This is a genomic window from Methylobacterium sp. A52T, assembly GCF_053346095.1.
On the sequence record NZ_JBKFBI010000066.1, the window covers coordinates 17,890 to 30,010 of the forward strand.

The 12,121-nt window shown below is 71.4% G+C and carries 13 protein-coding genes; 9 read left to right on the plus strand and 4 right to left on the minus strand.

Annotation, left to right across the window (positions count from 1 at the left end; all coding sequences use genetic code 11):
• Nucleotides 1–55 precede the first annotated feature (55 nt).
• A complete protein-coding gene (locus ACLBYE_RS16835) occupies nucleotides 56–403 on the minus strand; it encodes a hypothetical protein (protein WP_447695046.1) in 348 nt (115 codons plus the stop codon).
• A complete protein-coding gene (locus ACLBYE_RS16840; RefSeq protein WP_447695047.1) occupies nucleotides 396–563 on the minus strand; it encodes a hypothetical protein in 168 nt (55 codons plus the stop codon). Before ACLBYE_RS16840 ends, ACLBYE_RS16835 begins: the two co-directional genes overlap by 8 nt.
• A gap of 413 nt (nucleotides 564–976) precedes the next feature.
• Here ACLBYE_RS16840 and ACLBYE_RS16845 point away from each other — a divergent pair, with 413 nt between their 5' ends.
• Nucleotides 977–1,195, plus strand: coding sequence for a hypothetical protein (locus tag ACLBYE_RS16845; RefSeq protein ID WP_447695048.1), 219 nt, complete (start codon nucleotides 977–979; stop codon nucleotides 1,193–1,195).
• Nucleotides 1,196–1,316: 121 nt separating this feature from the next.
• Nucleotides 1,317–1,778, plus strand: coding sequence for a hypothetical protein (locus ACLBYE_RS16850; RefSeq protein WP_447695049.1), 462 nt, complete (start codon nucleotides 1,317–1,319; stop codon nucleotides 1,776–1,778).
• A 74-nt stretch (nucleotides 1,779–1,852) separates the two neighbouring features.
• On the opposite strand, the gene ACLBYE_RS16855 is transcribed toward ACLBYE_RS16850, so the two are convergent.
• Nucleotides 1,853–2,767: a manganese catalase family protein gene (locus ACLBYE_RS16855; protein WP_447695050.1), complete on the minus strand. Its 915-nt coding sequence runs from the start codon at nucleotides 2,765–2,767 to the stop codon at nucleotides 1,853–1,855.
• Between the two features lie 179 nt (nucleotides 2,768–2,946).
• Here ACLBYE_RS16855 and ACLBYE_RS16860 point away from each other — a divergent pair, with 179 nt between their 5' ends.
• The 7 genes from ACLBYE_RS16860 to ACLBYE_RS16890 all read left to right on the plus strand — a co-directional run bounded on the left by ACLBYE_RS16860 (nucleotide 2,947) and on the right by ACLBYE_RS16890 (nucleotide 10,559).
• The gene (locus tag ACLBYE_RS16860) at nucleotides 2,947–3,195 is read left to right on the plus strand and encodes a hypothetical protein (protein WP_447695051.1); all 249 of its coding nucleotides are present in this window, start codon (nucleotides 2,947–2,949) and stop codon (nucleotides 3,193–3,195) included.
• A gap of 147 nt (nucleotides 3,196–3,342) precedes the next feature.
• Nucleotides 3,343–4,515, plus strand: a complete 1,173-nt coding sequence (locus ACLBYE_RS16865; protein ID WP_447695052.1) for an alpha/beta fold hydrolase — start codon at nucleotides 3,343–3,345, stop codon at nucleotides 4,513–4,515.
• A gap of 129 nt (nucleotides 4,516–4,644) precedes the next feature.
• Nucleotides 4,645–5,943 carry an MFS transporter gene (locus ACLBYE_RS16870; protein WP_447695053.1) on the plus strand — a complete coding sequence of 433 codons (1,299 nt, stop codon included), beginning with the start codon at nucleotides 4,645–4,647 and terminating at the stop codon, nucleotides 5,941–5,943.
• A 206-nt stretch (nucleotides 5,944–6,149) separates the two neighbouring features.
• A complete protein-coding gene (locus ACLBYE_RS16875; RefSeq protein ID WP_447695054.1) occupies nucleotides 6,150–7,568 on the plus strand; it encodes an FAD-binding oxidoreductase in 1,419 nt (472 codons plus the stop codon).
• 489 nt (nucleotides 7,569–8,057) lie between these two features.
• Nucleotides 8,058–9,359 (plus strand): oxalate/formate MFS antiporter, encoded by a 1,302-nt coding sequence (gene oxlT / locus ACLBYE_RS16880; protein WP_447695055.1) that lies wholly within the window; start codon nucleotides 8,058–8,060, stop codon nucleotides 9,357–9,359.
• A gap of 289 nt (nucleotides 9,360–9,648) precedes the next feature.
• Nucleotides 9,649–10,350: a GntR family transcriptional regulator gene (locus ACLBYE_RS16885; RefSeq protein WP_447695056.1), complete on the plus strand. Its 702-nt coding sequence runs from the start codon at nucleotides 9,649–9,651 to the stop codon at nucleotides 10,348–10,350.
• 44 nt (nucleotides 10,351–10,394) lie between these two features.
• Nucleotides 10,395–10,559 (plus strand): hypothetical protein, encoded by a 165-nt coding sequence (locus ACLBYE_RS16890; RefSeq protein ID WP_447695057.1) that lies wholly within the window; start codon nucleotides 10,395–10,397, stop codon nucleotides 10,557–10,559.
• Between the two features lie 50 nt (nucleotides 10,560–10,609).
• Here ACLBYE_RS16890 and ACLBYE_RS16895 read toward each other — a convergent pair whose 3' ends face one another.
• Entirely contained in the window at nucleotides 10,610–11,995 is a 1,386-nt protein-coding gene (locus ACLBYE_RS16895; protein WP_447695058.1) for a peptidoglycan-binding protein, read from the minus strand.
• Nucleotides 11,996–12,121 lie beyond the last annotated feature (126 nt).

Here is a 12,121-nt window from a genome sequence, read left to right on the forward strand (position 1 = left end):
TTGCGTCCCGCCTCGCGCGGGCGGCCGACCGTCGCCCGGCCGCGTCTGGGACGGCTCAGCGATGCAGCGCGGCGATCCAGTCCCTCAGGGGATCCACCACGTAGGCCATCCAAGTCCGCGCCCAGGCCAGGGCAGGGCGGTTCGCGTCGATCGGCCGGGCGGCCATCAGGGCGGCCACGTAGGCGTCCTCCTGCGGCTTGCACGTGTCCAGGGCGCCCCGCTCCCGGCCGGGCCTGCTCCGGTGCGCCGGCTGCTGGTCGAAGGCCTCGCGGACGCAGCCGTGCCACGCCCGCTCCAGGCCCGGCAGGTCGGCCGGCTCCGCTGCCAGCGCCGCGGCGGGCTCGGCCCCCGCCAGGGCCGCGAGGAGCGCCAGGCCGGCCGCGAGGGGCGGGCGCCTACTCATCCGACGCGCGCTCCGCCTGCGGGGCCGCGTCGGCGAGGGTCATCGCACGCGCGGCCGTGCGCAACTCGTGGCGGGCCACGCCGTCCGCGAGCGCGACGAGGGCGACGAGCACGAGCCCCAGCATGAGGAGGCGGCGGATGGTCGGGGCGGGGATGAGCATCGAGGGCGCCTCAGGGAGACGTCCGCACCGTAGCGGAGCCGTCGCCCGCCGGCTGCCACTCCGATGCCACATGAGTACGGAAAGCGAACGCCCGTCCACGAAATCCCGGCGGGAGCGCCCCGGCGCGGCCGCGCCTCGCGGATGCAGGCCATCGCCGCGCCGGATCGAGCCGCGGTGCCGGGCGCGCCTCGAACGGAGCCGGTCCGACGCGACGAAGTCACCTCACGCGCGGTCCGATACTGTCGATTGTGCGGCGTCGCACGCATTCGCGGCAACCGCCGGCCTAACATCCATGTTGAAGGACGACATTCGGCCCGACATAGCCGAGGCGATCAAGACCGCCGGAACGACGATCTTCCTCACTCGCGACAGTTGACCGGATGACTTCGTGCCGAAGTCAGAAGAGGTTTGCCATGACCGTCCGCCTGTTCGCTGCCGCCGCGCTCGCCGCGACCCTCGCCGCCGCCCTCGCGACGCCCGCCTCCGCGCAGGGATCCACCGCACGGCACGGCCTGTCCGACGTCACCGCGGTGATGCTGCCCGAGATCTCCGTGACCTACCACCGGCCCGTGCCGGCCGACCGCTCCGCCGGCCCGCACGTCGCCGGCCCGGCCGGCCGCCAGCCGCGCTGACCGGTCGGGCCCGGCGCCCGCAGGACTGCCGGCCGTCGGCGATCTAACCTGCACGATGCCTGCACGATGCCTGCACGGTGCCCGCACGGTGCCTGGCGGGGAGGGCGCGTCTCACGGCGCGATGGCAGATCTCGATCCGGTCGGGCCGGGCGGCGACGCGCATTCGCCGAGCGCGCGCCCGGTCGACATGCACGCGCGATTAGTGTTGACGGCCGTCAATGCTATGCTCGGTGGTCCGTCCACGGTATGCATCGACTTCAGGAGCGCGCCGGGACGCGAGGGGCCGATTGCTATGACACGCTTGACCGTCGCCGCGCTGGTTTTCGCCCTCGCAAGTCCCGCGATCGTCGCGCAGGCCCAGCAGGACATCCCGATCCAGCAGGATCTCAAGCGCATGGATCGCCTCGATCAACGGCTCGGGCGCGAGGATACCGAGTTGAAGGTCGATCCGAACGTGACGCCGGACAATCCGGACGGTGTCGTCGGCTTCGACGGACCTCCGTTCAACTACGGGGATCCCGGCGTGATGGGTGACGGCCCGCTCCCGCCGGGATCGCCCGCCGACGACGACGACTGGTACTGACCGGGGACGGTGCGCCCCGCGGTTCTGAGACCGCGGGACGCTGCCCAGGTCTCAGCCCGGGGCTTCAGCGCGCCTCAGCGCCCCTTCTTGTAGAGCTTGCTGGCGATCTCGAAGATCTCCTCGGGGGCGTAGTTGGGCGCGAAGGCCCCGTAATTGCCGTCGAGTTCCGGGATCTTGCCGCCCTCCGGCAGGCCGTCGACGACCTCCAGGTTGCCGGGCGGATCCCCCGGCAGCGCGACCTCGTCGTTCGACCAGACGCCGGCCGCTTCCTTGTAGTCGTCCGGGCTGAAGCGGTAGAGGCGCCGGTGCGAGCCCTCCTGCAGATACTTCTGGCACTCCGGAATCTTGTCGAGAACGATGTTCGGGGTCGGCAGCATCTTCTCGATCTCGACGCCGGTCAGCTTCTTGAGCGTCAGCGCGTAGGCGTGCGCGTGCACCGAGCCGCGCACGAGCAGGTAGCCGCAGACCTCGCGGCCGGTCGGGTCCTTCAGGGTCTCGTAGACGCGCAGCTTGTGCAGGCGCGCGCCGCATTCCAGGTGGAAGTTGTGCAGCAGGTCGATGATGATGTTGCCCGTCGTCGTGACCATGTCGACGTTCCAGGACTGCGCGTTGGAATTGACCGGCGTCGCGCCGCCGCCGTTGCTCAGGAAGCTGCCGGCGAGCCGGATGTCCTGCATGTCGTGGAACGGGGCCTTCGAGACGTCGACCTCCTCGGTGTCGTCGCCGGGGCCGTTGTTGAGCATCGCGATGCCGGTCGAGACCAGCTCCACGTGCCCGAGCTCCTCGGCGAAGATGCTCGACACGAGGCTGTAGAAGGGGCGCAGCTTCGACTTGTTGCGGAAGTTGAAGCTCTGGAACATGTAGTTCCCGAGGGTCGACATCTCCCCGTACTTGCCGCCGAGCAGCTCCTGCAGCGCGGCCGCCGCGTTGGGATCGGGCTTCTTCGGCTGTGGCAGTTCGGCCTGAAGGCGGTCGAGCTTCATGAACATGCGAGCAGCTCCGTTCGCGCGGGGTGCGCATGACGGCATCTTCCCGCACGGATGATTGTTCCTGCGGCCGCGTCGCGGCACCGCGCCCGCGGGCGGCCTCCCGGCGGCCGGCGCGATCCGGCTGTGGACAGGGGCCGCGGCGCGGGCGCCGGGCCGCCATCCTTTCCGGAGCGGTAACCATGCCGGTCCTACCAGCCGCGACCCCGGACGGTGAGGCAGGTGGACGAATGGGCGACGACGTGGCGGCGATCCTGTTGACCCTCGTGACCGAGAATTCCGAGCTGCGCGAGCAGCTCGCCAGCGCGCAGGACATGCTGATGGAGACGGCCATCGATGCCGGGCAACTCCATGCCCGGATCCAGGGCCTGGAGGCCGAGCGCGACGCGTGGCGGGCCGAGGCCGGGCACCGGGGGGCCGCGCCGCCCTGACGGCCTGACGGCCTGACGGTTCGGGGGCGCGCCGACCGGGCGCGGAGGTGGGGCAGGTCCGGATGCGCGCGGGTCGGATTTCGCGGTCGGATCGCGGACCGTGTACGCTCGGCGGCCGTCGAACGATCGGCACGGGAGCGCGCGGCCATGGTGACGAACGTCCTGCCCCCGCTCGATCCGGCCGCCCTCCCGGCCGGAATCCGCGCCCGCTTCGTCGAGGGCGTCAACGGCCTGCGCATGCACGTGCTGGAGGCGGGCGACGGCGGTCTCGACCGCCCGCTCATCCTCTTGGTGCACGGCTTCCCCGAGATCGCCTATTCCTGGCGGAAGGTCATGCCGGCGCTGGCCGCGGCGGGCTACCACGTCGTCGCCCCCGACCTCCGGGGCTACGGTCGCACCGCGGACGCGCCGGTCGCCTTCGCGGACGACCTCGCGCCCTACCGGCTGCACAACCTTCTCCTCGACCTGCTGTGCCTGATGAGCGCCCTGGAGCGCGACAGGGTCGCGGCGCTCGTCGGACACGATTACGGGTCCTGGGTCTGCGGCTACTGCGCCCTGGCGCGGCCCGATCTCTTCGGCATGGTCGCGCTCATGAGCGCGCCCTTCGCGGGGGCGCCGGGGCTCGACGCCCTGGCCCGCGGCCTCCGGACGCCGGCCGACGACCCGATCCACGCGGCGCTGGCCGCCCTGCCGCGCCCGCGCACGCACTACCACCGCTACTACGCGACGCGCCGCGCCGCCGCCGACATGGAGCGCAGTCCCCAGGGCCTCGCCGCGTTCCTGCGCGCCTATTTCCACCACAAGAGCGCGGACTGGCCCGACAATCGACCCCGCGCGCTCGCCGGCTGGACGGCCGAGGCCCTCGCCGAGATGCCGACCTACTACGTGATGGATGAAGGCCGGACGATGCCCGCGACCGTGGCGCCGGAGATGCCGGGGCGGGGCGGCGCGGACTGCGCCTGGCTGACGGAGGCGGAACTCGCCGTCTACGCGGCCGAGTACGCGCGCTCCGGCTTCCAGGGCGCGCTCCAGGGCTACCGGTGCCGCATGGATGGCAGCATCGACCGCGACCTCGCGCGGTTCGCCGGCCGGCGGATCGAGGTCCCCCTCTTGTTCGTGTCCGGCGCGCGCGACTGGGGCCCGTTCCAGGCGCCGGGCGCGCTGGAGCGCATGACGGAGGCCGCCGGCGCGGGCCTGCTCGGCTGCCACTTCGTAGCGGGGGCGGGGCACTGGGTTCAGCAGGAGCAGCCCCGGGCCGTCGCGGACCTCCTCCTCGACGCGCTCGGTCGCGGCGGGGCCGGATCCCGCCCCGGCGCGTAGGCAACCGCCGCCGCACCGCGTCCCCTCCTATCGGGGCGCCGACCGCCCGGCTATGTCACCCGCGAATTGACCGGAGGCCCGGTCGGATCGGGCGCCCGGCGTCCGTTCCGGATCCTCGAGGGGGCGACGATGGATGTGGAAGCGCGCGCCATCCGGCGGGTCAGCAGGCGGCTCCTGCCCCTCCTGATCACCTGCTACTTCATCTCCTACCTCGACCGGGTCAATGTCGGCTTCGCCGCGCTGACCATGAACCAGGACCTCGGCATCTCCGCCACGGCCTACGGGCTCGGGGCCGGCATCTTCTTCCTGACCTACTTCGTCTTCGAGGTGCCGTCGAACCTGATCCTGGAGCGGGTCGGGGCGCGGGTGTGGATCGCCCGCATCATGCTGACCTGGGGGCTCCTGTCGGGCGCGACGGCCTTCATCGTCGGCGAGAAGAGCTTCTACGCCGTGCGCCTGCTGCTGGGCGCCGCGGAGGCCGGGTTCTTCCCCGGCATCATCTTCTACCTCACGCTGTGGTTCCCCGCGCGCTACCGCGCGCGGATCATCGGCGCCTTCATGGCCGCGGTCCCGCTCTCGAGCGTCATCGGCTCGCCGGTCTCGGGGGCGCTGCTGGGCCTCGACGGGGTCTGGGGCTTCAAGGGCTGGCAGTGGCTCTACGTCCTCGAGGCCCTGCCCGCCGTCATCCTCGCGGGCATCGTCCTGGCCTTCCTGACGGACCGGCCGGCGCAGGCGGCCTGGCTGCCCGAGGACGAGCGCGCGTGGCTCACTGAGCGCCTCGCGCAGGAGCGGCGGGCGCGCGAATCCGCCCGCCGCTACAGCGTCGCGGAGGCGCTCCTCGACCGGCGCGTGCTCGCCGTCGCCTTCGTGTATTTCGGCAACGTGGCGCTGCTCTACGGGCTCAGCTTCTTCCTGCCGCAGATCGTCAAGGGCTTCGACCTCACGAACCTCCAGACGGGTCTCGTCAGCCTCATCCCCTTTGCGATCGGGATCGTCGGCATGCTCGCCCTCGGGCGCTCCTCGGACCGCAGGGGCGAGCGCAGGGGCCACGCGGCCTTCGCGCTGCTGCTCGCGGCCGGCGGCACGGCCGCGGCGGCGCTGGTCTCCGATCCTTACGCCAAGATGGCCCTGTTCAGCGTCTCGGCCTTCGGCATCTTCGGCGGCCTCCCGGTGATCTGGACGCTGCCCACCGCCTACCTGTCCGGCGCGGCGGCGGCCGGCGGGATCGCCATCATCAACGCCCTCGGCAACCTCTCGGGCTTCGCGGCGCCCTACGCGGTCGGCGCGATCAAGGACGCCACCGGCACCTTCACGGGCGGCCTCCTCCTCATCGCGGCGGCCGGCCTCGCCGCCATGGTGACGGTCCTCTGCCTCACCCACGACCGGCACCTGGAGCAGGCGGCGCGCGGCGCGCGGGCGGCGGAGTAGGCGCGGCGGGTCAACGCGACCTGGGGGGAGGGGACCGCGCCGCCGCCCCGCCGCGCCCGGGTGGCGGGCGGCCGCTGATCGACCTACGGTCGCGTCGCCATGTCCTCCCGGCGGAGGCCGTGTCGCGGGGCCGCGCAGCCCCCGGGACACGCCGTCCCCAGCGCCTTCCCCGGCGCCGCCCCAGTTCGAGCCCATCGGAGCAGCCCATGAACGCCCCCGTTCCCGCCCCGCGGACCCGCCCGGACGCGGCGACGATCGCGGGTCTCGCCGAGGCCCTGCGGGCCGTGCTCGGGGACCGGGTGACGGCCAGCCCGGCGGTGCGCGAGCAGCACGCCAACCAGCTCACCTGGGCGCCGTGCGAGCCGCCGGACCTCGTGGTCTTCCCGCACGCCACCGCGGAGGTGCAGGCCGTCGTGCGCGCCTGCGCCGAGCGCGACGTGCCGATCGTGCCCTACGGCGTCGGCACCTCCCTCGAGGGCCACGTCAACGCGCCGTTCGGCGGCGTCTCGATCGACACGGGCGCGATGAACCGCGTCCGCGCGGTCCATGCCGACGATCTCGACTGCACGGTCGAGGCCGGCGTCACCCGCAGGGCGCTGAACGCGTACCTGCGCGACACCGGCCTGTTCTTCCCCATCGATCCCGGGGCGGACGCCACGATCGGCGGGATGGCGGCGACGCGGGCGTCGGGCACCAACGCCGTGCGCTACGGGACGATGAAGGACGCGGTGCTCGCGCTCACCGCGGTGATGCCGAACGGCGACATCGTCACGACCGCCCGGCGGGCGCGCAAGTCGTCGGCCGGCTACGATCTCACCCGGCTCCTCGTCGGCTCGGAGGGCACCCTCGGGATCATCACCGAGGTCACGCTGCGCCTGCACGGCATCCCCGAGGCGATCTCGGCGGGCATCTGCCCGTTCCCCTCGATCAAGGCGGCCTGCGACGCCACGATCCTGACGATCCAGTCCGGCATCCCGGTCGCGCGCATCGAGCTGCTCGACGAGGTGCAGGTGGCGGCCTGCAACCGCTACTCGAAGCTCGCCCTGCCGGAGACCCCGCTGCTCCTCGTCGAGTTCCACGGCACGGACGCGGGCGTGCGCGAGCAGGCCGAGCGGTTCGGCGAGATCGCCGCCGATCTCGGCGGCGGCCCGTTCGACTGGGCGACCGGGGCCGACGAGCGCGCGCGCCTCTGGCAGGCACGCCACGACGTGTACTGGGCCTCGGTCGCGCTGCGGCCGGGCCCCACAATCAAGAACATGTCGACCGACGTCTGCGTGCCGATCTCGCGGCTCGCCGAATGCGTGGAGGCGACGAAGCGCGACATCGCCGCGACCGGGCTCACCGCGCCGATCGCCGGCCATGTCGGCGACGGCAACTTCCACACCCTGCCGCTCGTCGATGCCGACAGCCCCGAGGAGATGTCCGCGGTGGCCGGCTTCCTCGACCGGCTCGTCGCCCGCGCGCTGGACCTGGGCGGCACCTGCACGGGCGAGCACGGGATCGGCCAGAAGAAGATGCGCTTCATGGAAAGTGAGCACGGGCCGGAGGCGCTCGGCCTCATGCGGACCCTGAAGCGCGCGATCGACCCCCGGAACCTCATGAATCCCGGCAAGCTGATTCCCTGACGCGGCCCGCGACCCGGCGCCGCTTTCGCGCCGCCCGGACCCCGGTCCGGGGCAGTCTCTGCCCGACCGGCGCCGCGCTCGACCGTCCTCGTCGCCCGTCGAGTCCTCCGATCCGGGCCGATCGTCTGCATCTGTGCTGTTCAGGGCCGAGCGATCACGTCGTCCGAATATCAAAGCTGGGGATCACGCCGACGCCGCGGGGCGGGTCATAGACGTCGCCGGCACACCGAGGACGGGCGTCCGCGAGAGCGGCGGCCGGTCGCGCGAGCCGGCAGCACGCGCGAGAGTGCCCGATAATCCCGAATTCTCGGCCGAAACGGATGAATTATTCTGCTTGCCATACGTTCCTGGCACACAGAATAATGCATGCCGCCGTGCCAATTTCGGAACCCGACATAAGGTTCCGGCGCGGGCAAGGAATTCGTCGGCGTGCACGCCAATCCTATAGCACGCCGCTGAATGTCAGCGCAGGAATGAGGGAGGAAGCTCATGGCCATGCCAAATGCCACGCCGGCTACGGCAGTACCCAGTACAAATCGATGGCTGCAGATCGTGCTCGGCGTGATCTGCATGGTTGCAGCGGCGAACATCCAGTATGCCTGGACGCTGTTCGTCCCCGAGATTCAGAAGACCTTCGGCTGGGACCGCGCCGCGATCCAGGTCGCCTTCACGATCTTCGTCGTCGTCCAGACCTGGCTGACCCCGATCGAGGGTTACTTCATCGATAAGTACGGCCCGAGCCGCGTCGTCATGTTCGGCGGTCTGATGACGGGCCTGGCCTGGGTCATCAACTCCTACGCCACCAGCCTGAGCGGCTTCTACCTCGGCTCGGTGGCCGGCGGTATCGGCGTCGGCTGCGTCTACGCCACCTGCGTCAACAACGCGCTCAAGTGGTTCCCGGACAAGCGCGGCCTCGCGGTCGGCCTCACGGCGGGCGGCTACGGCGCCGGCTCGGCGCTCACCATCCTGCCGATCGCCAAGATGATCGACGGCGGCAACTACGCCCAGGCCTTCTTCGTCTTCGGCCTGATCCAGGGCGCCATCATCATCGCCGCCGCCATCGCCATGCGCGCCCCGCGCAAGGATCAGGTGCCCTTCTCCACCAAGGTCCTGCAGTCGCGGCGCGACTACACCCTGGGCGAGGCGCTGCGCACCCCCGTGTTCTGGGTGATGCTGCTGATGTTCACCTGCACGGTGACGGGCGGCCTGATGGCCGTGGCCCAGCTCGGCGTGATCGCGCAGGATCTCGGGGTGAAGAACTTCCAGGTCAACCTGTACTTCTTCGCCATGGCGGCGCTGCCCTTCGCGCTGATGCTCGACCGGATCATGAACGGCATCTCGCGCCCCCTCTTCGGGTTCGTCTCGGACCGGATCGGCCGTGAGAAGACGATGTTCATCGCGTTCGCGATGGAGGGTATCGGCATCGTGGCGCTGGGCTACTTCGGCTCCAACCCGTGGGCCTTCGTGATCCTGTCCGGTGTGGTGTTCCTGGCCTGGGGCGAAGTCTACTCGCTGTTCAGCGCCACGGCCGCCGACACCTTCGGCTCGAAGCACATCGGCAAGATCTACGGCGTGCTCTACTGCGCCAAGGGCTTCGCCGCGCTGTTCGTGCCGGTGGGCAACCTGATCATGCAGGCGACCGGCACCTGGGCGACCGTCCTCTACACGGTGGCGACCATGGACCTGATCGCCGCCGTCCTGGCGATCGCGGTCCTGCGGCCGATGCTCAAGCAGCACCACGCGGCGAACAACGACGCGGCGGCTCCGGCGATGAAGCTGGCCCACGCCTGAGCGACGGCCCCGGCCGCGCCGCGGCCGGGGCGAAGCCTCCCGACCCGGCTCCGGAATTCCGGAGCCGGGTCGGGCAGCACCGGGCAGCACAAGGCAGCTGGCCCGCACGGAGACCGTCTCGTCGAGACGCAGGGTCGCCGCGGACGATCGCGGATGTTCGGGCGCGCATCGACGATCGGGTGAGGGACGGCTTTCCTGGCGCCTCGCTCTCACGCGATAGCCCGGCCGCGCTCGGCGCCATTCCAGGACCTGAGGCCAGAATCCATTCTCGCGTTCCCGGAGTTCGACTGTGCTGCAGCCTTCCGAGACCTCTCTGGGTCTAGCCTCGATCGGACAGACCCTGAGTCTGCGTGAACAGGCCTACGACAGCATCAAGCAATCGATCCTGGCGATGGATCTCTACGCCGGATCGGCGCAGATCCGGCTGCACGAACACCAGATCGCGCAGGATCTCGGCATCAGCCGCACGCCGGTCCGGGAAGCCCTGACGCTCCTGGAGCGGGAGGGCTTCGTCTCCACGGTGCCGCGCCGCGGCCTCTTCGTGACGCGCAAGAACAAGCGCGAGATCGTCGAGATGATCACCGTCTGGGCCGCGCTCGAAGGCATGGCGGCCCATGCCGCCGCACGGAACGCCGAGGATGCCGATCTCCGCGCGCTCGGCAGGGCCTTCGAGGCGTTCGACATCGCGACCCTGCCCGACCACCTGAAAGCCTACGACGAGGCCAACCTCGACTTCCATCGGACGATCATCCGTCTCGGCGGCTGCGGGTTGATGGTCGAGATGACGACCAACCTGTTCATCCACATGCGGGCGATCCGGTCGGCCTTCCTCCATCGGGCCGGGAGGCTCGAAGACTCGATGCGCGAGCATGCCGCCATCATCGCCGCCTTGCAGGCCCGCGACGCGGATCGGGCCGCGATCCTCGTCCGCGATCACGCGCTGGGGCTGATCGCGCACGTCGAGGCGCACTGGACTTGGCCAGAGGGGTGAGAGGCACCTCTGTCGGAGGACGACCTATGCTACCGTCCGTTCAGATGACCGATCTGCTCGGCCTCGCTTTCCTGATCCTCGGGCTCGTCGGAGCCGGGATCGCCAGCGCGAGCCAGACCGCGCGTTTCGCGGAGGAGCCGCGCGAGGAGCTCGCGGGCGGAGCGCTGCTGGTGGCGATCCTCGGCCTCGCCTTCGTGCTCGCCGAGTGAGCGGGCGCGGCGCGTCGTGAGCGCCGGCCTTCCCGGGAGCCCGCCGCGCGCTACGGGGTCGCCCGCCGCGCTTGCGCGTTCCACGTCTCGAACTTCCCGAGCACGCCCCACGCGGTCAGCCCGATGAAGATCGGCATCGTGTAGGGGCTCAGCCCGAAGGCGGGCGTGAGCTGTGCGAGCACCTGCCCGAGACCGGTGCCGAGCGGCACCTGGGAGAGGATCTGCGTGGCGACGGCGCCGATGATGCCGATCGCCGACTTCCTGCCCGAGAGCAGCTGCCCGATCGTCTGCCCGAGCGCGCCGTTGACCGGCCCGAGGACCGCGCCGTCGGGACGCGCCGCGGGCGGCCCGGGCAAGATCGGCGCGGTCGGGAGGCGCGCACCGTCGATCTGTCGGCGCAGGGCCTGGAGGAGCTCGTCGAGCCGCGCCGCGACGTCAGCGGGCGGCGCGGCCGGCGCGGGCGTGGCCGGCGCGATCACCACCGGGGGCATCGGGGCAGGTTGCATCGGGGCAGGTTGCATCGGGGCGGGCTGCATCGTGGTGACCGCCCTCGCGGCGAGCTGTCGCTCCAGGTCCTGGATCCGCGTCAGCACCGCGTGGTCCGGCGCCGCCGGCCGCAGCGCCTCCTGGATGGCGGCGATCGTGCGCGCGTCCGCGAGACCGGTATCGTCCAGACCGCACCGCGCCTGGAACGTCGCGACGGCCGTCATGGTCCGCGGCCCGTTCCGGCCGTCCTCGACGAGGGGCGGCGTCGCGCCGAGGCGATTGAGCGATTGCTGGACCCAGAGCGTGCTGTCGGCGAGTTCGTCGTCGGGCTCGCGGGACACGGCCGCCTCGACGGCCCGCGGCGCCGCGAGCGCGACCGTCGCGTCGAGGTCGATGAGGCTCCGCAGGATCACCGCGGTGCCGATCTGCGTGTCGACCACGTTCGGGTCGAACACGTGGTCGCGCACGAACTTGCCGCCGCGCGCGCCGGGCGGCCCGTAGGCCGTCGATCCGCCCCAGAGATACGGCGAGTTCACGCCCCGGCCGTGGTAGCCGTAGCCGTTGAAGCCCTCGAGCCGGTAGAGGGCCCGCGCGACGCTCCAGTCGCCGAGCCCGACCAGGCCCTGGAGGCGCAGCGCGTCGACCGCCCCTTCGACGAAGGCCTGCGGCCCCGTGAAGGGCCCGCGCCCCTTCGGGACGATCGTGGTGCGCCGTCCGAGCTTCTGTCCGTTGCCGAGATAGGTGTCGAAATCGAACGTCGATTCCCGGTAGTGGCAGAGCCCGATGAACCACCAGGGCACGCCGGTGCGGGCCTCGATCTCCTGGTAGCGCGGCTTTCCGGCGGCGAGCTGCTGCGCGAGCTTGCGCACGGTCGCGAGCTTCTCCGGCCGGATCTGGAGCGACGCCCAGGTCCGCTCGTAGCCGTCCTGAAAATCCTGGAAGGATGCCATGTCGATGCTCCGGGCTCTGCGGTGACGAAGCCTTTATGGGACGGCCGGCACCTGCGCGCGGCCGGGCGCCGATCGGGCGGGGCTTCGGGCGATGCCCCGGATCCGGACGCGCGCGGTGGCGAAGTC